The sequence below is a fragment of the Streptomyces sp. SCUT-3 genome (assembly GCF_014083985.1).
Classification (GTDB): domain Bacteria; phylum Actinomycetota; class Actinomycetes; order Streptomycetales; family Streptomycetaceae; genus Streptomyces_H; species Streptomyces_H thermolineatus.
Map to the genome: position 1 here is coordinate 3189622 of NZ_CP046907.1, position 25045 is coordinate 3214666.

Consider the following 25045-nt stretch of genomic DNA (forward strand, 5'->3'; position numbering starts at 1 on the left):
CCCTGTCCGCATGAGGTCAGTTCGCGGCCGGGTGGCCGGTCTTCCCGACATCGACCGGTGTGCGGTCATGGGTGTCGTCAACGTCACTCCCGACTCGTTCTCCGACGGCGGCCGCTGGTTCGACACCTCGGCCGCAATCAAGCGCGGCCTGGACCTGGCCGCCGCCGGCGCGGACTTCGTGGACGTCGGCGGCGAGTCCACCCGGCCCGGCGCGGCCCGGGTGGACGAGGCGGAGGAGCTGCGGCGGGTCGTCCCCGTGGTCCGCGAACTGGCCGCGGCCGGGATCCCGGTCAGCGTCGACACCATGCGGGCCTCGGTCGCCGAGCGGGCCGTCGAGGCCGGCGCGGCGATCCTCAACGACGTCAGCGGGGGACTGGCGGACCCGGCGATGGTGCCGGTGGCCGCCGCCGCCCGGGTGCCCTTCGTGGTGATGCACTGGCGCGGCTTCAGCGAGGACATGAACAGCCGCGCCGTCTACCGCGACACGGTCGGCGAGGTCGTGGCGGAGCTGCGGCAGCGGATGGACGCCGTCGTCGACGGCGGCGTCGACCCCGAGCGGATCATCGTCGACCCGGGCCTGGGCTTCGCCAAGGAGGCCGAGCACGACCTCGCGCTCCTGGCCCACCTGGCCGAGCTGCGCGCGCTGGGCCGGCCCGTGCTGGTGGCCGCCTCCCGGAAGCGGTTCCTCGGCAGGGTCCTGGCCGGCCCCGGCCAGGCCCCGCCGCCCGCCCTGGAGAGGGACGCGGCCACCGCCGCGGTCTCCGCCATCGCCGCCCGCGAGGGCGCCTGGGCGGTGCGCGTGCACGACGTGCGGCCCACCGCGGACGCCGTGCGGGTGGCCCGGGCGGTCGAGGGAGCGACGTGAACAGGCCGGCGCGCACCGCCGAGGCGGAGGCGGAAGCGGTCCTGAAGGCCAACCAGGCCTTCTACGACGCGATGGAGACCGGCGACCTCGCCGCGCTGGAGGCGCTGTGGCTGAGCGGCCCGCAGGCCGCCTCGGTCACCACCGTCCACCCGGGCTGGCCGGTGCTGCGCGGACGCGACGAGGTGCTGCGCTCCTACGCCCTGATCATGGCGAACACCGAGTACATCCAGTTCTTCCTCACCGACGTCGAGGTCGGCGTCGCCGGCGACACCGCCCTGCTGTCCTGCACCGAGAACATCCTCAGCAGCAACCCCGGCGAGGAGGACGGCACCGTCGGCAACCTGATCGGCGGGCTGGTCGTGGCGACCAACGTCTTCCGCCGCACCCCGGCCGGCTGGCGGCTGTGGTCGCACCACGGCTCCCCGGTCATGGCCGGGGAGGACGACGAGGACGACGAGGACGACGAGTAGGGGCGGCGGGCCGGGCAGGCGGGCGGGGCGGCAGGCGGGGCGGCAGGGCCGGCGGGCCCGTCGTTCGCCGTTCGCCGTCCGTACCGCAGGCGGTCCGCCGTGCGTCGTCGGCCGTCCGTACCGTCCGATCGGGCCACGGAGCCCGCCTCCATGCGTGGACCCTCCGCCGCTCGGGTATGCGGGGCGGGCGGACACCCGCCGGAAGGGGCTGCGGGGGCCCGCAGGTACATTCGAGACAGCCGGCCCCCCGGCAGGCCGGGGCACCCGGCCGTCCCGCAACCGGACGAGAGGAACAGCGTGGACCGTGTCGCGCTGCGCGGCCTGCGGGCCCGCGGTCACCACGGAGTCTTCGACCACGAGCGCGCCGAGGGGCAGACGTTCGTGGTGGACCTGGTGCTCGGCCTGGACACCCGGCCCGCCGCGGCCGCCGACGACCTGACCCTGACCGTTCACTACGGGATCGTCGCGGAGGAGGTCGTCGCCGTGGTCTCGGGGGAACCGGTCGACCTGATCGAGACCCTCGCCCAGCGCATCGCCGACCGGTGCCTGGCGCACGAGGCGGTGCAGGAGGTCGAGGTGACCGTCCACAAGCCGAACGCCCCGATCACCGTCCCCTTCGACGACGTGACCGTCACCATCACCAGGAGGCGCACATGACGAGCGACCCGACCGTGCAGCCCGTCCCCGCCTCGGTCGAGCACCAGGTGGACGCTGCCGACACCACCCTGCACAACCCCCAGTGGGCCGTGCTCTCCCTCGGCAGCAACCTGGGCAACCGCCTGGAGACCCTCCAGGGCGCGGTCGACGCGCTCGAGGACACCCCCGGTGTCCGGATCAAGGCCGTCTCCCCGGTCTACGAGACCGAGCCGTGGGGCGTCGAGCCCGGCTCGCAGCCCAACTACTACAACGCCGTGGTGCTGCTGAGGACCACCCTGCCGCCGTCCTCGCTGCTCGAGCGGGCCAACGCGGTCGAGGAGGCGTTCTCGCGCACCCGCACCGAGCACTGGGCGGCCCGCACCCTGGACGTCGACATCGTCTCCTACCAGGACGTGGTCTCCGACGACCCGGTGCTGACCCTGCCGCACCCCAGGGCCCACGAGCGGGCCTTCGTCCTGGTCCCGTGGCACGACGTCGACCCCGGCGCCGAACTGCCCGGCCGGGGCCCGGTCGCCGACCTGATCGGCGCCGTCGGCGGGACCGGGGTCGAGCGCTGCGAGGGCGTGGAGCTCCACCTGCCCGAATAGCCCCCGCCCACCCTGTAGCGTGGGGCCCGCGGGCCCGGACCGAGCGACGCCAAGGAGCATGAACCCGGTGAAACAGCTGCGGATCGGAGTGCTGTTCGGCCTCTTCGCGGCGGCCGGGGTGCTCGCCTGGGGCACGGCCCGGATGTGGAGCTCCTTCGGGACGCTGCCGAGCGTCCCGGTCGCAGCCCCCGTCGTGCTCGCGGTCATCGCGGTGGTGCTGGCCGCCACCGCCCTGTCGCTGCGGTCGAGGCTGCGGGAGCAGCGCGAGCGGGAGCCGGACGCCAAGGGCGTCGACCCGCTGGTGGCCGCCCGCGCCGTGGTGTTCGGGCAGGCCAGCGCCCTGGTCGCCTCCGTGGTGTCCGGCCTCTACGGCGGTCTCGCCGTCCACCTGCTGTCGACCCTGGCCCACATGCCCGCCCGGCGCGACCAGGCCCTGTACGCGGGGCTGGCCGCGCTCGCCGGCGCGGGCGTCGTGGCCGCCGCGCTCTTCCTGGAGCGGGTGTGCCGGCTCCCCGACGAGCCGGACGACCCCGGCGCCGCCTCCGGCCCCGGCGGCAACACCGTCGCCCCCTGACCCCTGACCGTCCCGCCGGGGCGGACGGACGGGCGGGCGGGACGGGAGGCGCTCCGGCTGCCCCGGCCGCTCACCCGCCCACCCGCTCACCCCCGGCCGTCGGACGGCGCAGCGCCCCGTGCAGCCGTTCCGGGGTCAGCACGCCGAGGAAGCGCTTCCCGTCGAGCACCGCGACCCAGCCCTCGTCGTGCCGGATCATGGTGCCGAACGCCTCCTCCAGAGTGGCGGAGGCCGGGACCGCGGCCTTCACGGGGCGGAGGCGGTCCCGCACACTTCCCCCGGCGCCGTCCCCGGACCCGTTCCCGTCGCCCGAGAGCGCCGCGGCGGGGACCCAGCCCTCCAGCGTGTCGCCCGGGCCCAGCACGACGGCCCGGCGGGCGCCCTCGACGGCCAGCCGGACCGCGGCCCGCGCCGCGTCCTCCTCCGGCCGCAGCACGGGAGGGCGCTCCAGGTCCTCGGGCGCGATCCCGGTCACCGACAGCCGCCCGAGCGTGCGCCCGGCGCCGACGAAGTCCGCGACGTACGGCGACGCGGGCGCGCCCAGGACCTCCGCGGGGGTGCCGAGCTGCTCGATGCGGCCCCGCCCGTAGACCGCGATGCGGTCGCCCAGCCGCACCGCCTCCCCGACGTCGTGGGTGACGAACAGCACGGTCCGGCGCATCCGCCGCTGCAGCTCCAGGAACTCCTTCTGCAGCCGCTCGCGGACCACCGGGTCCACGGCCCCGAAGGGCTCGTCCATCAGCAGCACGGGCGGGTCGGCGGCGAGGGCGCGGGCGACCCCGACCCGCTGCCGCTGCCCGCCGGACAGCTGGTGCGGCCATCGGTGGCCGTACACCGCCGGGTCGAGGCCGACCAGGTCCAGCAGCTCCGCCGCGCGCTCGCGGCTCTCCCGCTTCGACCGGCCGAGCAGCCGGGGCACGGTCGCGGCGTTGTCCAGCACCGTGCGGTGAGGGAGGAGGCCCACCTGCTGGATGACGTAGCCGATGCGGCGGCGCAGCAGCACCGGGTCCTGCCCGGCGACGTCCCGCCCGTCGAGCAGGACCCGGCCGGAGGTGGGCTCCGTCAGCCGGTTGACCATCGTCATCGTGGTCGTCTTGCCGCACCCGGAGGGGCCCACGAGGGCGACCACCTCCCCCTCGCCGACCTCGAACGACAAGTCCTCCACGGCGGTGGTGCCGTCCGGGTGGCGCTTGGTGGCGTGCTCGAACCGGATCATTGCTCCCCATCGGCGGCATGGCGCCGTCGTCGTCGGCGCGGCGTCGCAGGCCGGGCGTCGCCGGCCTGCCCCTGCGGCCCCCCGCCCCTCGCGGGGGCCGGGGGCCATCCGGACCTGTACCCCCGTGCCGGGCGCGGAAGCCCGCGGGGACGCGGGCGGGCCGCACGGGCGCCGCGAGGACGGGGAATCCGGGCGGCGTACACGGCGGCGGAGGCGGGTAGGTGGCGGTGGTGACTGCGACGACCGCGGGGCGGGAGGCCGCCGCGCCGCCGGGGGACTGCCTCGCGGCCAACGAGTGGATCTGCGGCGAGTACCTGCGTACCCGCAGTCAGGAACTGGTGGACGCCACGCTCCAGCACGTCGGCATCACCGCCGCGTCCGTCCTCCTGGGGCTGGTGCTGGCAGTGCCCCTGGCCCTGCTGGCGCGGCGCGGCCGCCGCGCGGCCGGCACGGTCCTGGGGCTGACCACCGCCCTGTACACGGTCCCCTCGCTGGCGATGTTCTCGCTGCTGCTCCCGCTGTTCGGCCTCTCGGCGGCCGTCGTGGTCGCCGGCCTGACGCTGTACTCGCTGACCGTGCTGGTGCGAAACGTGCTGGCCGGCCTGGAGGCCGTCCCCGAGGAGGTTCGGGAGGCGGCCCGCGGCATGGGGTACGGGCCCGCCGGGATGCTGCTGAAGGTCGAACTGCCCCTGGCCCTGCCGGCGGTGACGGCGGGTCTGCGGATCACCGCGGTCTCCGCGGTCTCGCTCACCACGGTCGGCGCGATCGTCGGCCACGGCGGGCTCGGCAACCTGATCTACTCGGGCATGAAGAGCGTGTTCAGGGCGGAGGTGCTCACCGCCTCGGTGATCTGCGTGCTGCTCGCAGTCCTCGCCGACCTGGCGCTGCTGGGCCTGCAGCGGCTGCTGACCCCGTGGACGCGCCCGGCGCGCCCGCCCCGCGCCCGGCGGGTGCCCCGGCGGGACGCGGCCGCCCCGCCCGCGAAGGAGGCGGTGTGAGGTGGGCGTCCTCGCGGACACGTGGGCCTGGCTGGCAACCGCCTCCCACTGGACAGGCCCGGACGGGGTGTGGACCCGGCTCGGCGAGCACCTGTACCTGACCGCGGTGTGCCTGGTGATCTCCTGCGCGCTCGCCCTTCCCGCGGGGATCGTCCTGGGCCACCTGGGCCGGGGCGGGGCGCTGGCGGTGAACATCTCCAACGCGGGCCGCGCCGTGCCCACGTTCGCCGTGCTCGTCCTGCTGCTGATGAGCCCGCTGGGCACCCACGGGCAGTGGCCGACGGTCGTCGCCCTCGTGCTCTTCGCGGTCCCCCCGCTGCTGACCAACGCCTGGACGGGGATGCGCGAGGTGGACCGGGACGCCGTCCTGGCCGCCCGGGGCGCCGGGATGTCCGGCGGCCAACTGCTGCGGCAGGTCGAACTCCCCCTGGCCGCCCCGATGGTGATGACCGGCGTGCGCTCGGCCGCGGTGCAGGTCGTGGCCACCGCGACCCTGGCCGCGCTGCCGGGCGGCGGCGGCCTGGGCCGCATCATCACCGCGGGCTTCGCCCGCTACGACACCCCGCAGGTGGTGGCCGGGGCGGTCCTGGTGGCCGCCCTGGCGCTGCTGGTGGAGGGCGTGCTCGCCCTCGCCCAGCGGTCGGCCGACCCCCTGCGGCGCACCCGCCCGACCCCTGTCCCCTCCCTGCCCGACAACCAGACCGGACGGTGACCCGCCGATGCCCCTCCATTCCCCGACCCTCTCTCCCGCCTCTCCCGCCTCCCCCGCGAGCCGCACCCGCGCCCGCACCCGCCGCCGCGCCCGCGGCACGGCGGTGGTGGCGGCCGCACTGGCCGTCCTGCTGACCGGCTGCGGCGGCAGCAGCCTGGAGAGCGAGGGCGGCGGAGAGGGCGGCGGCGCGGGCGGCGGCACGGCGGAGCCGCTGGTGGTCGGCTCCGCCGGCTTCACCGAGAGCGTCGTGATGGCGCACCTGTACGCGCAGCTGCTCGAGGACGCCGGCCGTCCCACCGAGGTGAAGACCGTCGAGAACCGCGAGCTGTACGAACCCGCCCTGGAGAAGGGGGAGATCGACGTCGTCCCCGAGTACGCGGCGACGCTCGCCGAGTTCCTCAACGCCAAGGAGAACGGCGCCGACGCGCCCCCGGTCGCCTCCCCCGACGTGGACGACACCGTCGAGGCGCTGCGCGGACTCGCCGGGCCCCGGGGCCTGAAGGTGCTGGACCCGGGCGCGGCGGTGGACCAGAACGCCTTCGCGGTCACCGAGGGGTTCGCGAAGAAGCACGGGCTGAAGACCCTGTCCGACGTGGGGGAGAAGAAGCTGAGGATCAGGCTGGCCGCCGGCGACGAGTGCCCGGACCGGCCGTTCTGCGAGCCCGGGCTGGAGAAGACCTACGGGATCGACGTCGTCGCGGTCGACCCCAAGGGGGTGGGCACCCCGCAGGCCAAGCAGGCGGTGAAGGACGGCACCGACCAGATGGTGCTCACCACGACCACCGACGCCACGCTGGAGCAGTTCGGCCTGGTGCTGCTCGAGGACGACCGGAACCTGCAGAACGCCGACAACGTGCTGCCGGTCGTCAACGCCGACAGCGCCGGGTCGGAGGAGGTCGCGAAGGCCCTGGGCCGGCTCACCGAGGTGCTCACCACCGAGGACCTGACAGGGCTCAACCGGCAGGTCGACGCGGAGCGCAGGAAGCCCGCCGACGTCGCCGCCTCCTACCTCGAATCCAAGGGCCTGCTCAAGGGCTGAACGCCCGAAACAAGATCCTTTGGAATGTGAGGAGCGACACCCGGGGCGACACGCCGTGCCCCGGTCGGCGCGCAGGGTGATTGTTCGCACGGTCATCAGGACAAAACGGACCGCGAGTACCCATGGGTACGCCGCGCACGCTAAGTTCGGGCCATGCCACGTGGACGCCATCGCCAATCCTCATCTCTGCGCCGGCTCCTTCCCTCTTCGACGGTCTTCGGCGTGACACTCGCCTGCGCCGTCGCCGCCTGGCTGGTCGAGGATCCCGCCGGCCTCCGTGTGCTCGTCGCGGTCGGTCTGGCCACCGCCGTGGCCTGCGTCCTCTGGGCGACCCGGACCGCCCGCGAGGCCGAGCGGAAGATCCACCGCATCACCGTCGCCCGCACCCGCGACGAGTGGCGCACCGAGGAGCGGATCGCCGAGCTGGAGATCGACCTGGAGGAGGCCCGCGAGATCCGCGCCGGCCTCGAGCGCCGCCTCCGGGCGAAGCGGTCCGAACTGGCCAGGCTGCGCGGCGACCATGCCGCGCTGCTGCGCCGCTACGCCACCGCCGAGAGCGAGCGGGCCCGCGCCCTGGAGAGCAGCCGCACCAGCGCGACGGGCCCCGTGGCGGGCCTCGTGCAGAGTGTCGCGGCCGGCCCCGTTCCGCAGGCGCCCGCCGGCGTGCACGTGCCCTCCACGGCCCTCGTTCTGCGGTCGGGCCCCGCGACCGCCGCGCCGGCCGCGACCGCCGCGACCGCCGCGCCCCTGGACCCGGCGGCCTTCCGCCGGGCGGCCGACGCGCTGCGGCACATGGCCCGCAACGCCGCCCGCCAGCAGGCGCTGCGCACGGTGGAGGAGGCCCGCCGCCGCGACGCCGAGGAGCAGCGCCACGGGGACGAGCCCCGGGGCCGGCACGCCCAGGGCAGCCGGCCCCCCGCCGCGGACCGCCCCGCGCTGCCCGTGCGCACGCAGCGCACCGGCCCGGCCGTCGCGATCGTCCCGGCCGGTCACCGCGCGGACCGCGAACGCCGCCCCACCCCGGGCGGGTTCGACTTCTTCGGCCTGAACAAGCAGGCCGCCGGTGTCGGCCGCGACCTGGCCGACGTGGTCGGCGACGAGGCGTACGCCGAGCACGAGCGCTCCCTCGGCGACGGGGGGCGCGACCGCGCCCACGGCGCGGACCCCGAGGTCATCGACCTGACCGCGCACGACGAGACCGAGCAGATCGACGTCCGTCCGCTGCGCGCCCTCTCCTGACCGGGCCTTCCCGCCGGGTCCTTCGACCCGGTACCGGCGCGAACGCCGCGGGCCCCGCCGACCGGCGGGGCCCGCGGCGTTCCGCGTGCCGGGGAGCGTCCGTGCCGGGGAGCGTCCGGGCCGGGCCGGGCCGTGCGCCGGGCCGGGGCCGCCACCGATGCGCGCCGTTCGGCGGGCGGTGGTCACCGGATCGGGTGCCGCGCCTGCGGCTCGGTGTGCCCTCGGAAGGCTTCGATCCCAAGCTGGAGGAGCCGCGAGACAAGATCACGAGAGGACTTGGCCCATGACCACGACGGTGCAGGACATCATCACCATCAAGCTCGAGCGTGAATTCGAAGCCATGGACGCCAACCACGACGGCTACCTGGACCGGACGGACTACCAGAAGCTCGCCGACCGCTACATCCAGGCCTACCGGATCGACAAGGACGACCGCCGGGCCAGGGCACTCCAGACCTTCTGCCAGATCTACTGGCTGGAGCTGCTGCGCCACGCGGGCGTGGACGGCGACCGGCTCACGAAGGACCAGTTCGTCATGGCCAACCGCCTCGCGGTCATCGACACCAGCCGGCTCAACGTGACCGAGGGCGGCGGCCACGCGATCTTCGACGTCATCGACGTCGACGGCGACAACGAGATCAGCAGGGCCGAGTTCGAACGCTTCCTGAGGGACGTGCGGAGGAGCGAGGCACCCGACGCGATGGACTCGTTCGCCAGGCTGGACACCGACGGGGACGGCACGATCTCGCGCTACGAGTTCATCCGCGCGATCCGTGAGCACTTCTTCTCGCACGACCCGGACGCCCCGGGCAGCCTGTTCTTCGGGCGCGTCTGACCCGCCCGCCGCCGGGCTCCCGCCGGTTCCGGCAGGGAGCCCCCGCGGCCGTCCCGGGAGTCCGCTCCCGGGGCGGCCGTCGCCGGTCGTCCGGCCGGTCGTCCGGCCCGTGCGTCCCGCAGCGTGGCCGGGCACCGCCGCCCGGCCGTCACCGCTGCCCGGTGCGCGTCACTTGTCGATGTCGCCGACCACGAAGAACATCGACCCCAGGATCGACACCATGTCCGCGACCAGGGTGCCGGGCAGCAGCTCGGCCAGCGCCTGGATGTTGTTGAAGGACGCCGAGCGCAGCTTCAGCCGCCACGGCGTCTTGTCGCCCTTGGAGACCAGGTAGTAGCCGTTGAGCCCCAGCGGGTTCTCGGTCCACGCGTAGGTGTGGCCCTCGGGGGCCTTGAGGACCTTCGGCAGCCGCTGGTTGACCGGCCCCGGGGGCAGCTCCTCCAGCCGGTCCAGGCAGGCGTCCGCCAGGTCGAGGGCGTTGTGGGTCTGCTCCAGCAGGCACTCGAACCGGGCCAGGCAGTCGCCCTCGGAACGGGTCACCACGCGCAGGGTGCCGGCCAGCTCCCCGTAGGCCAGGTACGGCTCGTCGCGGCGCAGGTCGAAGTCGACGCCCGAGGCGCGGGCGATCGGACCGCTGATCCCGTAGGCGTGCACCGCCTCCCGGGACAGCACCCCGACGCCGCGGGTGCGGCCGCGGAAGATCTCGTTGCCCATGATCAGGTCGTCGAAGACGGCGATGCGCGCGCGGACGGCCGACACGGCCTGCCGGACCCGGCCGAGCCAGCCGTTGGGCAGGTCCTCCTTGAGGCCGCCCACCCGGTTGAACATGTAGTGGATGCGGCCGCCGGACGCCTCCTCCATCACGTGCTGCAGCGTCTCGCGCTCGGTGAAGGCGTGGAACATCGGCGTGATCGCGCCCAGCTCCAGCGGGTAGGAGCCCAGGAACATCAGGTGGTTGAGCACCCGGTTCAGCTCCGCCAGCAGGGTGCGGGTCCACACGGCGCGCTCGGGCACCTCCATGCCGAGCATCCGCTCGACCGCCAGGACGACCCCCAGCTCGTTGGAGAACGCCGACAGCCAGTCGTGACGGTTGGCCAGCATGATGATCTGGCGGTAGTCCCGGGCCTCGAACAGCTTCTCCGCGCCGCGGTGCATGTAGCCGACCACCGGTTCGGCCGAGGTGATCCGCTCGCCGTCCAGCAGCAGCCGCAGCCGCAGCACACCGTGCGTGGACGGGTGCTGCGGGCCGATGTTCAGCACCATGTCGGTGCTGTCGATGTCCGCCGACCCCGCACCGATGCCGACTGTCGTCTCCGTCATGGCCCCGAGTCTGCCACTGCCCCGGCACCCGGCGGACGGTGCCCGGCGGACGGCGGCAGCACCCGGTCCACCGGCACCCCCACCCCGTGCACCAGCCAGTCGAAGTCCCCCAGCCCCCCGGCCGCCGTCAGCTCCGCCGCCTCCCCGGCGCCCGCCAGCGCCCGCACGTACGCCGCGGGGTCGCTCGAGGCCAGGGACAGCGGCGGCCGGGCGCCCGAGACCCCCAGGGCCCGCAGCGCCTCGCGCTGCGTGGTCAGCAGCGTCCCCGCCCCGGAGGCCGCCCGGCCGTCCGCCCCGCCGTCCGCCGCGCCCGCGGCCGCCTCCGCGGCGGCGGCGCAGGCGTCCAGCGCCACGTGCGCGGTGACGTCGCACGACCCGTCGGGCACCGGCGGCACCTGCCGGCCCCCGCGGAAGCCGGCCAGCGTGCCGAACGGCGGGCGGGCGTCGCGCCCGTGGGCGTAGTCCACCGCGACCGCCGCGCCCCGCCGCACGCGGGCCACCGCCCGCGCCCACGCCTCGTCCCGCGGGAGTCCGATCTCCGCGCGCAGCCCCGGGCGCCCGGCGATCGGCCACCACCGCTCCAGCCACGCCGCGTCCGCCCCCGCCACCGGCCCGCCGGGCAGCTCCGCGCCGTCCTCCGGCCGCACCAGCACGTACCGGGGCACGCCGTCCTCCCCGGTGGCGGCGACGTCCACCGGCACGTTGTCCAGCCACTCGTTGGCGAAGAGGACCCCGGTGACGCCCTCGGGCACCGCGTCGGTCCAGGCGATCCGCGGGTCCAGCCCGTCCGGCCGGGCGGCCCGCTCCACGGCGGTCGCCCGCAGCCGCCGCGCGGTGCCGGACGGCAGGGCGGCGGCCACCGCGGCGGTCAGCTCGCCCCGCCCGGCGCCGACGTCCACGAAGTCCAGCACCGGGGGCCGGCCCAGGGCCTCGTCGACCGACTCCACCAGCCGCGCCACGGCGCCCGCGAACAGCGGCGAGGCGTGCACGGAGGTGCGGAAGTGCCCGGCCGGCCCCTCGGGGCGCAGGTAGAAGCCCGCCCGGTCCCCGGGCCCGCCGCCGTACAGGGCCTGCTCGGTCGCGTCCCGCCAACCCGTCCATCCGCCGCTCACAAGGGCGACAGGCTACAGCTCACTCCCGGGGAGTAGACGGGATCGCCCTGCCGGTTGATCCGGCGGCGCCGCGCCGGTGCATACGCTGGGCGGCGTGCAGCGCCTCTACGCCTTCATCCGCAGACACCCGACGTGGGTCGACACGTTCTGGGCGGTCTGCCTCCTCGGCCTGTCGCTGCTCGGCCTCGTCAGCGGGGCCCACCCCGCCCGGTACTGGGCCGCCGTGCCCGTCGTCGTCGCCCAGTCGGTGACGGTGGCCCTGCGCCGCCGCGCGCCGGAGCGGATGCTGCTGCTCACCTTCGGCTACGGGATCGCGCAGCTGGCCCTCGACGTGAGCAGCAACCCGGGCGACATCGCGATGCCGGTCGTCGTCTACACCGTCGCCTCCTGCGGTGCGGCGTGGGCCTCCCGCCTGGCGCTCCTCGGCGCGCTCACCGCCCCCGCCCTGTCCGTGCTGCGCTGGCCGAGCGACTACGGCGGGGCGTGGGACAACCTCCTGGGGGCCTTCTTCCTCACCGTGCCGTTCGTCCTGGCCTGGGTGCTCGGCGACTCGGTGCGCACCCGCCGCGCCTACTACGCGCAGCTGGAGGAGCGGGCCGCCCGCCTGGAGCGGGAGCGCGAGGCGCAGTCCAAGGTCGCCGTCGCCGCCGAACGGGCCCGCATCGCCCGCGAGCTGCACGACGTCGTCGCGCACAACGTGTCGGTGATGGTCGTCCAGGCCGACGGCGCCGCCTACGTCCTCGACAGCTCCCCGGAGCAGGCCCGGGAGGCACTGGGGACCATCTCCTCCACCGGCCGCCAGGCGCTCGCCGAGATGCGCCGGCTGCTGGGCGTGCTGCGCTCTCCCGAGCAGCCGGAGGGCGGGGAGTACGTGCCCCAGCCCGGCGTGGACCAGCTGGACGACCTCGTCGAGCAGGTCCGCGGCGCCGGGCTGCCGGTCGACTTCCGGGTGCAGGGCACGCCCGTGCCGCTGCCGCGCGCCGTGGAGCTGACCGCCTACCGGATCGTGCAGGAGGCGCTGACCAACGTGCGCAAGCACGGCGGCGCCGGCGCGGAGGCGGTCGTCCGGATCGCCCACGGCGAGGACGAGCTGGACGTCCTCGTCGAGGACGACGGGCACGGCGCCGACCGCGGAATGTACCTGGAGGGCGGCGCGGACGGGCTCGGCCACGGCCTGATCGGCATGCGCGAACGCGTGCGCCTGGTCGGCGGGACGCTGGAGGCCGGACCCGCCGCGGGCGGCGGTTTCCGGGTGAGCGCGCGCCTGCCGCTGGGCGGTGAACGGTGAGGCCGGCGAGGCCCCGCCCGGCCCGGCTCCAGTTCCCCCGCCCGGCCCGGCTCCAGTTCCCCCGCCCGGCCTCCCCGGGGGCCGGCCGCACACCCGCACGGCCGCGCACCCGCACGGCCGCCCCGCCGCTCCGCACACGGCCGCCCGCGCGCGCAGACCGCGCACCGGGCACGGCAGAAGGGACCTCCCGCCCATGACGATCCGCGTGATGCTCGTCGACGACCAGGCGCTGCTCCGCGCCGGCTTCCGGATGGTGCTCCAGGCACAGGACGACATGGAGGTCGTCGCGGAGGCCGGCGACGGCCTCGAGGCCCTGGAAGTGCTGCGCTCCACCCGGGCGGACGTGGTCCTGATGGACGTGCGGATGCCCCGCATGGACGGCGTCGAGGCCACCGCCGAGATCTGCCGAGGGGCCTCCGGCGACGGCCCGGGCGCGCCGAAGGTCCTCATCCTGACCACCTTCGACCTCGACGAGTACGCGTTCTCCGCCCTGAAGGCGGGCGCCTGCGGCTTCATGCTCAAGGACGTGCCGCCGGCCGAGCTGCTGTCCGCGATCCGGACCGTGCACAGCGGCGACGCGGTCGTCGCGCCGAGCACCACCCGGCGGCTGCTGGACCGCTTCGCCCCGCTGCTGCCCAGCACCGCCGAGCCGGCCGCCGAGGAGCTGGGGCGGCTCACCGAGCGCGAGCGCGAGGTGCTGCTGCAGGTCGCCCAGGGGCTGTCCAACGGGGAGATAGCCGCGCGCCTGTTCGTCTCCGAGGCGACCGTCAAGACCCACGTCGGCCGCATCCTCGCCAAGCTGCACCTGCGCGACCGGGTGCAGGCCGTCGTCCTCGCCTACGAGACCGGCCTCGTCCGGGCCGGCGGCCCCCGCCCCTGACCGGCGGCCCCCGCCCCTGACCGGGGACGCCCGTCCCGATCCCGCCCCACGCCGCCCGCGCCGCCCCTCCCGCCGTCCCTCCCGGCCCCTCCACCGAGGGCGCCGGGACGTGTCGGGCGCTGGCGTAGCATGGCCGGGAACGTCCGGTACCCGCCGCGGACTGGAACGGAAGAGGGCAGGGACCATGACCCGTACCGACGGCACCGAGGACGCCGCGAGCCGCCCCGCACGGCTCGCCGTGGGCGTCGTCGGCGCGGGCCGCGTCGGCACCGCGCTCGCCGCATGCCTGCGGCTGGCGGGCCACCGCCCCGTCGCCGCCTCCGGCGTCTCCGACGCCTCCCGCCGCCGCGCCGAGGCGCTGCTGCCCGGCGTGCCCCTGGTCGAGCCCGCCGAGGTGCTCGCCCGCGCCGACCTCGTCCTGCTGACCGTGCCCGACGACGCCCTGCCGGGCCTGGTCGAGGGGCTGGCGGCGACCGGCGCGGTCCGACCCGGCCAGCTGGTCGTCCACACCTCCGGCCGGTACGGCACGGACGTGCTGGAGCCGGTGGTGCGCGCCGGCGGCCTGCCGCTGGCCCTGCACCCGGTGATGACCTTCACGGGCAGCCCGGTGGACGTGGAGCGCCTGGCCGGCTGCTCGTTCGGCGTGACCGCCCCGGAGGAGCTGCGGCTGGCCGGCGAGGCCCTGGTGGTGGAGATGGGCGGCGAGCCCGAGTGGATCTCCGAGGCCGACCGGCCGCTGTACCACGCGGCCCTGGCGCACGGCGCCAACCACCTGGTCACCCTGGTCGCCCAGTCCCTGGAGATGCTGCGCGGCGCCGGGGTGGGGGCCCCGGACCGGATGCTCGGCCCGCTGCTCGGCGCCGCCCTGGACAACGCGCTGCGCTCCGGCGACGCGGCCCTGACCGGCCCGGTCGCCCGCGGCGACGCCGGCACCGTGCGCACCCACGTCGAGCAGCTGCGCCGCCACGCGCCGCAGACCCTGGCGTCCTACCTCGCCATGGCCCGCACCACCGCCGACCGCGCCCTGGCCGGCGGCACCCTGAAAGCCGAGTCCGCCGAGGCGCTCCTGGACGTCCTCGCAGACGGGAGCCCCCGATGAGCACGCCCGGCGTCGACCTGCTGTACACCGCCGCCGAGCTGCGGTCCCGGCCGCGCCCGCCGGCCGGCCGTGCCGTGGTGATGACCATGGGCGCCCTGCACGCCGGGCACGCCGCGCTGGTCCGGGCGGCCCGCGAGCACGTCGGGGCGGCCGGGCAGGTCGTCGTCACCGTCTTCGTCAACCCGCTGCAGTTCGGCGAGGGCGAGGACCTGGACCGCTACCCGCGCACCCTCGGCGCCGACCTGGAGGTCTGCGCGGACGCCGGCGCGGACGCCGTCTTCGCCCCCTCCGTCGCCGAGGTCTACCCCGGCGGCGACCCGCAGGTGCGGATCACGGCCGGCCCGATGGGGGAGCGGCTGGAGGGCGCCAGCCGGCCCGGCCACTTCGACGGGATGCTCACCGTCGTCGCCAAGCTGCTGCACCTGACCGCGCCGGACACCGCGTTCTTCGGGGAGAAGGACGCCCAGCAGCTGGCCCTGATCCGGCGGATGGCCGCCGATCTGAACTTCCCCGTGGAGGTCGTCGGCGTGCCGACGGTCCGCGAGGCCGACGGGCTCGCCCTGTCCAGCCGCAACGCCTACCTGTCCGAGGCCGGGCGCGCCTCCGCCCTCGCCCTCTCCCGGGCCCTGTTCGCCGGACGCGACGCCCGCGCGGGCGGCCCCAAGGAGATCAGGGCCGCCGCCCGCGCCGTCCTGGACGACGCCGCCCGCCTGGACCCGCCGGTGATGCTGGACTACCTGGCGCTGGTCGACCCGGCCGACTTCACCGACGCCGCCGAGGACCACACCGGCCCGGCCGTCCTGGCCGTCGCCGCCCGGGTCGGCACCACCCGCCTGATCGACAACGTCCCCCTCGACCTGGGAGCCCCCCGATGACCGGCATACGCCTGACCGCGCCCGACCCCGGGTGGGCGATCGACGCCGACGTGGTCGTCGTCGGTTCCGGCGTCGCCGGGCTGACCGCCGCCCTGCGCTGCTCCGCGGCCGGCGCCCGCACCGTGGTCGTCACCAAGGCCCGCCTCGACGACGGCTCCACCCGCTGGGCCCAGGGCGGCATCGCCGCCGCCCTCGGCGAGGGCGACACCCCCGAGCAACACCTGGACGACACCCTGGTCGCCGGCGCCGGACTGTGCGACGAGGACGCGGTGCGGCTGCTGGTCACCGAGGGCCCGGCCGCCGTGCGGCGGCTCATCGCCACCGGCGCGGCCTTCGACACCGGCGCCGACGGCGAGATCCTGCTGACCCGCGAGGGCGGCCACCACCGCCGCCGCATCGCGCACGCCGGCGGCGACGCCACCGGCGCCGAGATCTCCCGCGCCCTGGTCAAGGCCGTCCACGAAACGGGCATCGAGACGATCGAGGACGCCCTCGTCCTGGACCTGCTCACCGACGACGCCGGCCGCGCGGCCGGCGTCACCCTGCACGTCATGGGCCAGGGTCAGCGCGACGGCGTCGGCGCCGTCCACGCCCGCGCCGTGGTGCTGGCCACCGGCGGCATGGGCCAGGTGTTCTCCTCCACCACCAACCCGGCCGTCTCCACCGGCGACGGCGTGGCGCTGGCGCTGCGCGCCGGGGCCGAGGTCTCCGACCTGGAGTTCGTGCAGTTCCACCCCACCGTGCTGTGGCTGGGCCCGGACGCCGAGGGCCAGCAGCCGCTGGTCTCGGAGGCGGTGCGCGGCGAGGGCGCCCACCTGGTCGACGCCGACGGGGTGCGCTTCATGGCCGGGCAGCACGAGATGGCCGAACTGGCCCCGCGCGACATCGTCGCCAAGGGCATCATGCGCCGCATGCGCGAGACCGGCGCCGAGCACATGTACCTCGACGCCCGGCACTTCGGGCGGCGGATGTGGGAGGAGCGCTTCCCCACCATCCTGGCCGCCTGCCGCGCCCACGGCATCGACCCGGTGACCGAGCCGGTCCCGGTCGCCCCCGCCGCGCACTACGCCAGCGGCGGCGTCCGCACCGACCTGCACGGCCGCACCACCGTCGAGGGCCTGTACGCCTGCGGCGAGGTGGCCTGTACCGGCGTGCACGGCGCGAACCGCCTGGCCTCCAACTCCCTGCTGGAGGGCCTGGTCTTCGCCGAGCGGATCGCCGACGACGTCACCGCCCGCCTCGCCGGCGGTGGCCTCCCCGCCCGCCCCGCCACCGGACCGGACGGCCCCGCCCGCCCCGCCACCGGGCCCGCCCCGCGCACCTGCCCGCTGCCCGCCCCGGACACCCGCCACGAGATCCAGCGGACCATGACCGCCGGCGCCGGGGTGCTGCGCAGCGCCCGGAGCCTGGAGCGGGCCGCCGCCGGCCTGGACGCACTGCACGAACGGGCCGCCCGGGAGCCGGAGGGCGGCGCCCGCGCCGCCGAGCCGTGCGTGGAGACCTGGGAGGCGGCCAACCTGCTCCTGGTCGCCCGGGCGCTGGTCGCCGCCGCCCGCCGCCGGGAGGAGACCCGCGGCTGCCACTGGCGCGAGGACCGCCCCGACCGCGACGACGCCGCCTGGCGCCGGCACCTCCTCCTGCGCCTGGACGGGGACGGCACCTTGGTCGTCGGCTCCACCGGCACCCACGCACTTCCCCCCGCAACGCACCGAACGACCCCCGGCAGCGCCGGCACGCCCCAGTAGCGCCGACACACCCCAGTAGGGAGCCCCACCCGTGACCACCTCCGACCGCCCACAGTCCCCGGACCTCCCCCTGCTGCCGCCCGACGGCGGGGGCTGCGGCGACGGCTGCGGCTGCGCCGCGGGAGACGGGCAGGACCAGGACCTGCCGGAGTGCGGGCTCGACCCCGACCTGGCGGCCCTGCTCGCCCAGGCCGGGCTGGACCCCCTCCTGGTCGAGGACATCGCCCACATGGCCGTCGAGGAGGACCTCGACGGCGGCGTCGACGTCACCACCGTGGCCACCATCCCCGCCGACGCGGTCTCCACCGCCGACTTCACCGCCCGCGAGGCCGGCACCGTGGCCGGGCTGCGGGTCGCCGAGGCCGTGCTGTCGGTGGTGTGCACCGACGAGTTCGAGGTCGAGCGGCACGTCGAGGACGGCGACCGGGTCGAGGCCGGGCAGAAGCTGCTGTCGGTCACCGCCCGCACCCGCGACCTGCTCACCGGCGAGCGCAGCGCCCTGAACATCCTGTGCCGGCTCTCCGGGGTGGCCACCGCCGCCCGCGCCTGGGCCGACGTCCTGGAGGGCACGGGCGCCAAGGTCCGCGACACCCGCAAGACCACTCCCGGGCTGCGGGCCCTGGAGAAGTACGCGGTGCGCTGCGGCGGCGGCGTCAACCACCGCATGTCGCTGTCGGACGCCGCGCTGGTCAAGGACAACCACGTGATCGCGGCCGGCGGCGTCGCCGAGGCGTTCAAGGCGGTGCGCGCCACCTTCCCCGACCTGCAGATCGAGGTCGAGGTGGACACCCTCGAGCAGATCCCCCCGGTGCTGGACGCGGGCGCCGACCTGATCCTGCTGGACAACTTCACCCCCGAGCAGACCGCCGAGGCCGTCGCCCTGGTGGCAGGCCGGGCCGCCCTGGAGTCCTCCGGCCGCCTGACCCTGGACAACGCCCGCGCCTACGCGGCCACCGGCGTCGACTACCTCGCGGTGGGGGCCCTCACCCACTCCTCCCCGATCCTCGACATCGGCCTGGACCTGCGGGCGGAGCGGGACTGATGCTGCTCACCATCGACGTCGGCAACACCCACACCGTCCTCGGCCTGTTCGACGGCGACGAGATCGTCGAGCACTGGCGGATCTCCACCGACCCCCGCCGCACCGCCGACGAACTCGCCGTCCTCATGCAGGGCCTGATGGGCATGCACCCGCTGCTCGGCGAGGAGCTGGGCGACGGCATCGACGGCATCTCCATCTGCTCCACCGTGCCGTCGGTGCTGCACGAGCTGCGCGAGGTCACCCGCCGCTACTACGGCGACGTGCCCTCGGTCCTGGTCGAGCCCGGCATCAAGACCGGCGTGCCGATCCTGATGGACAACCCCAAGGAGGTGGGGGCCGACCGCATCATCAACGCGCTGGCCGGCATCCACCTCTACGGCGGCCCGTGCATCGTCGTCGACTTCGGCACCGCCACCACCTTCGACGCCGTCTCCGCCCGCGGCGAGTACGCGGGCGGCGCCATCGCGCCGGGCATCGAGATCTCGGTGGACGCACTGGGCGCGCGCGGCGCCCAGCTGCGCAAGATCGAGCTGGCCCGGCCGCGCAGCGTCATCGGGAAGAACACCGTCGAGGCCATGCAGTCCGGCATCCTGTACGGCTTCGCCGGGCAGGTCGACGGCCTGGCCACCCGGATGGCGGCCGAACTGGCCGACGACCCCGAGGACGTGACGGTGATCGCCACCGGCGGGCTGGCCCCGCTGGTGCTGCGCGAGTCCACGGTGATCGACGTGCACGAGCCGTGGCTGACCCTGGTCGGCCTGCGCCTGGTGTACGAGCGCAACATCTCCACCACCTGAGGTCCGCCGCAGCGCAACCTCCCGGCCGCTTCGCGAGTCACACCGGTGCACGGTCGTGACGGTGGAGGGTGGTTCGTGGTGCACGGTTTCAGGAGAGCGGCCGCGGGAGCGGCGGTCGGGGCGGTCGCGGCGGCCGCGGTGCTGGCCGGCCCGCCCGGCGCGGCGGCCGAGGCGCAGCCGGGGGGCGGTGAGCTGACGCTCACCGCCTCGGGCAAGGTCTACGTCCCGGCGGACGCGCCGAGGGCCGAGCGGTACGAGGTCGAGCTCAACCTCACCCGCGTCCCCGACGGCGCCGAGGACCCCCTGGCGAAGGACGTCGAGCTGACGATCGACGTCTCCGAACTCGCCGGTACCGTCGAGATCGGCGACGTCGGCGGCGGCTGCGCCAGGAGCGGCACGGAGAAGGTGGTCTGCTCCTTCTCCTCGATCGACGGGCTGACCACGGTGCACCCGTTCCAGGTGTCCGCGGCGAAGGGCGCCCGGGCGGGCAGCAGCGCCGCGGTCGGGCTCACCGCCACCTCCTCGAACTCCCCGACGGTCGAAGCCTCCACGACCTTCGTCGTCGGCGCCCCGGCGCTCGAGACGGCCGAGGCGACCCGCGTGGACGGCGTGCGGCCGGGCTCGGTCCTGAAGGTCCCCGTCGCACTGCGCAACAGCGGCAACCTGCCCACCGGGGGAGGCGTGGGCCTGCTGCTGTACGGCACCGAGGGCCTGAACATCGCCCGCTCCCACTCCAACTGCCGCTACCAGCCGCGCGAGGACCTCTCCGCCGCCTGGTGCTCCTTCGACACCGACATCGCCCCCGGCGCCGCGTACGAGACCGCCGCCCCGCTGGAGTTCGCCACCGCCGGGTCCCTGATGTACGGCTCGGTGAACTACCAGGTCTGGTCCCTGGACGGCCCGGCGCCCTACGGCTTCCGGGAGGCGGACTACACCGAGGCCGGCAAGGGCGCGGAACTCGCCCTGGAGCCCGCCTCCGGAGGCTCGTACGACCGCTTCGGCGGGTACGTCGACGTCCGCGCCGACAACCGCGCCGACTACGCGGCGGTCGGCGCGGACGCGCGGGGCAGGGTCGGGGAGGAGGTCACCGTCGAGGTCTCGGCGAAGAACCTCGGCCCCGGGACGATGCTGCTCGGCGGCCGCGAGGTCCACGACTCCGGGACCCTGGTGTTCACCCCGCCGCCGGGCACCACCGTCGTGAGCAACCCCTTCCCCGGCGAGGACGACCCCTGGACCTGCGCGCCGGGGAAGCCCGGCGCGGCCTCGTACACCTGCGCCCTGGACCCGGACCTGTCGGTCGGGGAGAGCCACCCCTTCACCTTCGTCCTGCGTCTTGACGAGAAGGCGAAGGACGCCGAGGGCACCGTCGAGGTGCGGCCGAACGCCAAGTACCCGACGCACGACGACGAGCGGTCCAACGACACCGCGAAGGTGACCGTCTCCACCACCGGCTCCGGCGGCCCCGGCTCCTCCGGCGGGAACGGGTCGACGGGCGGCGCCACCGGCGGCTCCACCGGCGGGGACGGCTCCTCCGGCACCTCCTCCGGCACCTCCGGCACGGGCGGGACCACCGGGACCACCGGGACCACCGGGACCACCGGCGGTGGCCTGGCTGCCACCGGCGCGGGCGGCGCGCCGCTGTACGCCGCGGCGGCCGTCGCGGCCCTCGGGCTGGGCGGCGCCGCGGTGTTCGCCGTCCGCCGCCGCAGGGCCTCCTGAACCCCGCCCCGTCCGGCCCCCGCGCCACCCGGTCCGTCCGGGCGGCGCAGGGGCCGGACGCACATCGACTACGGACTATCAGGAAATAACGGACACGCCGTAACCAACGTCACGTTCCGGTGTAATTGCTGACGTAGATTCGGGCCATGCCCACGCCACACGGGTCGCGAGGCGGCATGGCCTTCAGCGCGGATGAGCTGCGCGTGCTCAGGCGGGCCCTCGCGAATGCCCTGCACATCACCCAGGTCCCCCAGCAGCTCCCGGTGCCGGTGCCCCTGCGCTCCGCCCCCTCCCGGGGGGCCGGCCCGGTCCCGCACCCCTCCGGCCGCGACGAGCTCCAGGAGTACCTGAGGCTCGCCGAGGCGGTGGACGAGGCGGTCCACGAGAGCAAGAGGATGCGCGGCTTCCTCCTCGACGACCTGGCCCGCTACCGCGACGCCCTGCCCGGAGCCGCCGCCGGCTACCTGCAGCGCCTGCGGGACGCCATCGCCGGCGGGTACGTCCCCGCCCCCGACGACCTGGCCGCGCTGCGCGTCCTGCGCGCCCTGCCGTGCAGCCCCGCGGAGCACGCCCGCCGCGGCGGGCTGCTGCGCAGGGCGTACGCCCTGGCCGAGAACGACGTGCGGACGCGGCTGGCCGGCGACCGCCCGCGGCAGCACGCGCCGGTCCGGCCCCGCACTCCCGCCCTCTCCGAGCTCTCCGGGGCCGTCCCGGCCGGCGCGGGGCGGCGCAGGTCCAAGGCGTTCGACCTGCTGGTGCCGGTCGCGGCCGACCGGGAGCCGCCGCACGGCCCCGAGGCCCCCGACGGGCCCGGCCCCGCCCCCTCGCCCGGCCCCGGCGGGCCCTCCCGGCGCACCCCCACCCCGGCCGAGATCTGGCCGCCGCGCCGCGGCCCCCGCCCGTCCCGGCCCGAGGTGCCCGTGCCGCCGGAGGAGCGGGCCACCGGCTGAACGGCGGAGCGGACCCGCCGCGGACCCGCCGCGGACGGAACCGAAACGAGGGCCCGCCGGGGTGCGCGCACCGGACACCCGGTGCGGGCACCCCGGCGGGCCCGTCCGCGTGTGCTCCGCCACACCCCGGCCTCCTCCGGGGCGCCCGGGGGCATGTCCGTCGGTGAGCATCCCCGGGCTCTCGATACCCTTGGAGCCGTGACAGACCAGAGTGCCTCCGCCGCCGCCCAGGACGATCACCTCCCCGAGCAGATGCGGGTCCGGCGCGAGAAGCTGGACCGGCTGCGCGCAGCCGGCGTCGACCCCTACCCGGTCGCCTTCCCGCGCACGACCACCATCGCCGACCTGCGGGCCGCGCACCCCGACCTCGCCCCCGACACCGCCACCGGCGTGCGGGTGGGCGTCACCGGCCGGGTCGTGCTGAGCCGCACCGGCGGCAAACTCTGCTTCGCCACCCTCCGGGACGGCTCCGGCGACATCCAGGTCATGATCGCCCTGGACAGGGTCGGCGCGGAGCGCCTGGCCGACTGGAAGTCCGACATCGACCTCGGCGACCACGTCGGCATCGAGGGCGAGGTCGTCACCTCCCGGCGAGGCGAGCTGTCCGTCATGGCCGACAGCTGGACGCTGACCTCCAAGTGCCTGCGGCCCCTGCCGGAGAAGCACAAGGGCCTGACCGACCCCGAGGCCCGGGTCCGCCAGCGCTACGTGGACCTGATCGTCAACCCCGAGGCGCGGGAGATGCTGTACCTGCGCAGCAGGGTCGTCCGCTCGATCCGCCGCACCTACGAGGAGCGCGGCTACACCGAGGTCGAGACGCCGATGCTGCAGCCGGTGCACGGCGGCGCCAACGCCCGCCCGTTCGTCACGCACATCAACGCGTACGACATGGACCTGTACCTGCGCATCGCCACCGAGCTGTACCTGAAGCGGCTGGTGGTCGGCGGCGCCGAGAAGGTCTTCGAGATCAACCGCAACTTCCGCAACGAGGGCGCCGACGCGACCCACAACCCCGAGTTCACCGCCCTGGAGTCCTACGAGGCCTACGGCGACTACAACACCCAGGCCGAGCTGATCCGCGACATCATCGTCAACGCGGCCCGCGACGCCCTGGGCACCACGGTCGTCCGCGGCAAGGACCCGCACGGGGTCGAGCACGAGTTCGACCTGGCCGAGCCGTGGTCGGAGATCACCGTCTACGGCGGGATCTCCGAGCGCCTGGGCGAGGAGGTCACCCCCGAGACCTCCGTCGAGAAGCTGCGCAAGCTCGCCGACGCCGCGGGCGTGCCCTACGAGACCCAGTGGGGCCACGGCCAGATCGTCCTGGAGATGATCGAGCGGCTCCTCGAGGAGAACACGGTCACGCCGACCTTCATCAAGGACTACCCGACCGAGGTCTCCCCGCTGACCCGGCAGCACCGCTCGGTGCCCGGCGTGGCCGAGAAGTGGGACCTGGTGATCCTCGGCACCGAGCTGGGCACCGCCTACTCGGAGCTGATCGACCCGGTCGAGCAGCGGGCCAGGCTGACCGCCCAGTCGCTGCTGGCGGCCGGCGGCGACCCGGAGGCCATGCAGCTCGACGAGGACTTCCTGAGGTCCCTGGAGTACGCGATGCCCCCGACCGGTGGCCTCGGACTGGGCGTGGACCGCCTGGTGATGCTGCTGACCGGAAAGAACATCAGGGAGACGGTCCTGTTCCCCCTGGTGAAGCCCGAAGGAGCGTAAGAGCCATGGAGTACGTGTCCGCGTTGCTGCCCTCCGCCGTGATGGCGGTCGCCTTCGTCGCGCTGATCGTGACGATCGTCAAGAACCAGGGCGGTGCCAACAAGGCCAAGGAGGACGCGGCGGTCGACGCCGCCTTCGCCGAGGCCGAGGCGACCCGTGCGGCGCGCGACACGGGGGGCGGATCCTCCGCCTGACCGCCGCCGTCCCCGTCCCCGTCCCCGTCCCCGAAGAGCCCCGGCCCCGGCCGGGGCTCTTCGGCGTTCGCCCCCTCCGGACAGGAGAAAGCACCATTCTGGACATTTACCTTCTAGTATTTTCTTTGTGACGCGGCGACTCGGTGAACTGGAAGACGCGGTGATGACGCGGGTGTGGGAGTGGAACCGCCCGGTCACCGTCCGGGAAGTCCTCGAAGGACTCGGCCCGGAACGCCCCCTCGCCTACACGACCGTGATGACGGTAATGGACAACCTCCACCGCAAGGGATGGCTGCGCAGGGAACGCATTGGGCGCGCCTATCGCTATGAGGCGGTTTCCACGCGCGCCGCCTACTCGGCGGCCCTGATGAACGAGGCGTGGTCGACGAGCGACAACCCGGCCGCCGCGCTCGTCCACTTCTTCGGCATGATGTCGCCGGAACAGCTCGGGGCCCTGCGGGACGCATTGCGCGTCGTGCAGCCGGAAGCACCCGCCGAGCATCCCGGCGGCGGCGGGCGATAGCGTCGGGTCATGGAAATCACCGTCCGGCGTGCCCGAACCAGCGACGTTCCGGCGGTCCGTCGCCTCCTCGACGACTATGTGCGCAACCGTATCCTGCTCGACAAGGCGACAGTGACGCTTTACGAGGACATCCAGGAGTTCTGGGTCGCCGAACGGGACGACGACGCCGAGGTCGTCGGCTGCGGGGCCCTGCACGTGATGTGGGAGGACCTGGCCGAGGTCCGCACGCTGGCCGTCGATCCCGCGCTGCACGGCCACGGTATCGGCCACCTGTTGCTCAACAAGCTTCTGCAGACCGCCCGCTGGCTGGGTGTGCGACGCATTTTCTGCCTCACCTTCGAAGTCGAGTTCTTCTCCGGGCACGGCTTCGTCGAGATCGGCGAGACCCCGGTCGGCCACGATGTCTACTCCGAGCTCCTGCGTTCCTATGACGAGGGCGTCGCGGAGTTCCTCGGTCTCGAACGGGTGAAGCCGAACACCCTGGGCAACACCCGCATGCTCCTGCATCTGTGATCCCTATGTCCGAATGGCGCCCTACGGCCCCGCGCGCGGCGGGCCGATCCGTGCAGGGGGTTTGAATTTTC

26 protein-coding genes are annotated in these 25045 nt (G+C 75.1%); 23 read left to right on the forward strand and 3 right to left on the reverse strand.

From position 1 onward, the window contains the following. The first annotated feature begins 10 nt into the window (after positions 1-10). The 5 genes from folP to GQS52_RS14055 all read left to right on the forward strand — a co-directional run bounded on the left by folP (position 11) and on the right by GQS52_RS14055 (position 3153). Entirely contained in the window at positions 11-865 is an 855-nt protein-coding gene (gene folP, locus GQS52_RS14035) for a dihydropteroate synthase (RefSeq protein ID WP_182313767.1), read from the forward strand. Beyond that, complete coding sequence (locus tag GQS52_RS14040) at positions 862-1335, forward strand: nuclear transport factor 2 family protein (RefSeq protein ID WP_269118798.1); 474 nt, start codon at positions 862-864, stop codon at positions 1333-1335. The genes folP and GQS52_RS14040 overlap by 4 nt, the downstream gene beginning before the upstream one ends. A gap of 297 nt (positions 1336-1632) precedes the next feature. Next, a complete protein-coding gene (gene folB / locus GQS52_RS14045; protein WP_182313768.1) occupies positions 1633-1992 on the forward strand; it encodes a dihydroneopterin aldolase in 360 nt (119 codons plus the stop codon). Next, complete coding sequence (gene folK / locus GQS52_RS14050; RefSeq protein WP_182313769.1) at positions 1989-2579, forward strand: 2-amino-4-hydroxy-6-hydroxymethyldihydropteridine diphosphokinase; 591 nt, start codon at positions 1989-1991, stop codon at positions 2577-2579. Before folB ends, folK begins: the two co-directional genes overlap by 4 nt. Positions 2580-2646: 67 nt before the next feature. After that, on the forward strand, positions 2647-3153 hold the full coding sequence (locus tag GQS52_RS14055) for a DUF3180 domain-containing protein (protein ID WP_182316442.1): 507 nt from the start codon (positions 2647-2649) through the stop codon (positions 3151-3153). Positions 3154-3223: 70 nt separating this feature from the next. Here GQS52_RS14055 and GQS52_RS14060 read toward each other — a convergent pair whose 3' ends face one another. Next, on the reverse strand, positions 3224-4369 hold the full coding sequence (locus GQS52_RS14060) for an ATP-binding cassette domain-containing protein (RefSeq protein WP_182313770.1): 1146 nt from the start codon (positions 4367-4369) through the stop codon (positions 3224-3226). 230 nt (positions 4370-4599) lie between these two features. Between GQS52_RS14060 and GQS52_RS14065 the strand changes: the two genes are divergently transcribed. From GQS52_RS14065 to GQS52_RS14085, 5 genes are all read left to right on the forward strand, one after another. After that, positions 4600-5367 carry an ABC transporter permease gene (locus GQS52_RS14065; RefSeq protein ID WP_182313771.1) on the forward strand — a complete coding sequence of 256 codons (768 nt, stop codon included), beginning with the start codon at positions 4600-4602 and terminating at the stop codon, positions 5365-5367. A gap of 1 nt (position 5368) precedes the next feature. Then, positions 5369-6079: an ABC transporter permease gene (locus GQS52_RS14070; protein ID WP_182313772.1), complete on the forward strand. Its 711-nt coding sequence runs from the start codon at positions 5369-5371 to the stop codon at positions 6077-6079. A 7-nt stretch (positions 6080-6086) separates the two neighbouring features. Further along, the gene (locus tag GQS52_RS14075; RefSeq protein ID WP_182313773.1) at positions 6087-7118 is read left to right on the forward strand and encodes an ABC transporter substrate-binding protein; all 1032 of its coding nucleotides are present in this window, start codon (positions 6087-6089) and stop codon (positions 7116-7118) included. Between the two features lie 222 nt (positions 7119-7340). After that, on the forward strand, positions 7341-8357 hold the full coding sequence (locus GQS52_RS14080) for a hypothetical protein (protein ID WP_346268241.1): 1017 nt from the start codon (positions 7341-7343) through the stop codon (positions 8355-8357). A gap of 283 nt (positions 8358-8640) precedes the next feature. Next, complete coding sequence (locus GQS52_RS14085) at positions 8641-9192, forward strand: EF-hand domain-containing protein (protein WP_182313775.1); 552 nt, start codon at positions 8641-8643, stop codon at positions 9190-9192. 168 nt (positions 9193-9360) lie between these two features. On the opposite strand, the gene GQS52_RS14090 is transcribed toward GQS52_RS14085, so the two are convergent. Beyond that, positions 9361-10512, reverse strand: coding sequence for an NADH-quinone oxidoreductase subunit D (locus GQS52_RS14090; RefSeq protein ID WP_182313776.1), 1152 nt, complete (start codon positions 10510-10512; stop codon positions 9361-9363). Continuing rightward, positions 10509-11624, reverse strand: coding sequence for an SAM-dependent methyltransferase (locus GQS52_RS14095; RefSeq protein ID WP_182313777.1), 1116 nt, complete (start codon positions 11622-11624; stop codon positions 10509-10511). Before GQS52_RS14095 ends, GQS52_RS14090 begins: the two co-directional genes overlap by 4 nt. A gap of 94 nt (positions 11625-11718) precedes the next feature. On the opposite strand from GQS52_RS14095, the gene GQS52_RS14100 reads away from it, so the two are divergent. The 13 genes from GQS52_RS14100 (at position 11719) to GQS52_RS14160 (ending at position 24974) form a co-directional block, all read left to right on the forward strand. Next, positions 11719-12912 carry a sensor histidine kinase gene (locus GQS52_RS14100; RefSeq protein WP_182313778.1) on the forward strand — a complete coding sequence of 398 codons (1194 nt, stop codon included), beginning with the start codon at positions 11719-11721 and terminating at the stop codon, positions 12910-12912. Positions 12913-13105: 193 nt separating this feature from the next. After that, a complete protein-coding gene (locus GQS52_RS14105) occupies positions 13106-13792 on the forward strand; it encodes a response regulator transcription factor (protein WP_182313779.1) in 687 nt (228 codons plus the stop codon). Positions 13793-13976: 184 nt separating this feature from the next. After that, positions 13977-14891, forward strand: a complete 915-nt coding sequence (locus tag GQS52_RS14110) for a DUF2520 domain-containing protein (RefSeq protein ID WP_182313780.1) — start codon at positions 13977-13979, stop codon at positions 14889-14891. Next, entirely contained in the window at positions 14888-15766 is an 879-nt protein-coding gene (gene panC / locus GQS52_RS14115; protein ID WP_182313781.1) for a pantoate--beta-alanine ligase, read from the forward strand. Before GQS52_RS14110 ends, panC begins: the two co-directional genes overlap by 4 nt. Then, entirely contained in the window at positions 15763-17511 is a 1749-nt protein-coding gene (locus tag GQS52_RS14120) for an L-aspartate oxidase (RefSeq protein WP_182313782.1), read from the forward strand. The genes panC and GQS52_RS14120 overlap by 4 nt, the downstream gene beginning before the upstream one ends. 31 nt (positions 17512-17542) lie before the next feature. Further along, the gene (gene nadC, locus GQS52_RS14125) at positions 17543-18553 is read left to right on the forward strand and encodes a carboxylating nicotinate-nucleotide diphosphorylase (RefSeq protein WP_182313783.1); all 1011 of its coding nucleotides are present in this window, start codon (positions 17543-17545) and stop codon (positions 18551-18553) included. After that, positions 18553-19350: a type III pantothenate kinase gene (locus GQS52_RS14130; RefSeq protein WP_182313784.1), complete on the forward strand. Its 798-nt coding sequence runs from the start codon at positions 18553-18555 to the stop codon at positions 19348-19350. Before nadC ends, GQS52_RS14130 begins: the two co-directional genes overlap by 1 nt. Before the next feature lie 75 nt (positions 19351-19425). Beyond that, positions 19426-21069 (forward strand): hypothetical protein, encoded by a 1644-nt coding sequence (locus GQS52_RS14135; RefSeq protein ID WP_182313785.1) that lies wholly within the window; start codon positions 19426-19428, stop codon positions 21067-21069. 146 nt (positions 21070-21215) lie between these two features. After that, positions 21216-22019, forward strand: coding sequence for a hypothetical protein (locus GQS52_RS14140; protein ID WP_259370771.1), 804 nt, complete (start codon positions 21216-21218; stop codon positions 22017-22019). A gap of 198 nt (positions 22020-22217) precedes the next feature. After that, positions 22218-23744 (forward strand): bifunctional lysylphosphatidylglycerol synthetase/lysine--tRNA ligase LysX, encoded by a 1527-nt coding sequence (lysX, locus tag GQS52_RS14145; protein WP_220472766.1) that lies wholly within the window; start codon positions 22218-22220, stop codon positions 23742-23744. Between the two features lie 5 nt (positions 23745-23749). Then, a complete protein-coding gene (locus GQS52_RS14150; protein WP_182313787.1) occupies positions 23750-23938 on the forward strand; it encodes a hypothetical protein in 189 nt (62 codons plus the stop codon). 127 nt (positions 23939-24065) lie between these two features. Beyond that, a complete protein-coding gene (locus GQS52_RS14155; protein WP_182313788.1) occupies positions 24066-24461 on the forward strand; it encodes a BlaI/MecI/CopY family transcriptional regulator in 396 nt (131 codons plus the stop codon). A gap of 9 nt (positions 24462-24470) precedes the next feature. Beyond that, the gene (locus GQS52_RS14160; RefSeq protein ID WP_182313789.1) at positions 24471-24974 is read left to right on the forward strand and encodes an amino-acid N-acetyltransferase; all 504 of its coding nucleotides are present in this window, start codon (positions 24471-24473) and stop codon (positions 24972-24974) included. Positions 24975-25045 lie beyond the last annotated feature (71 nt).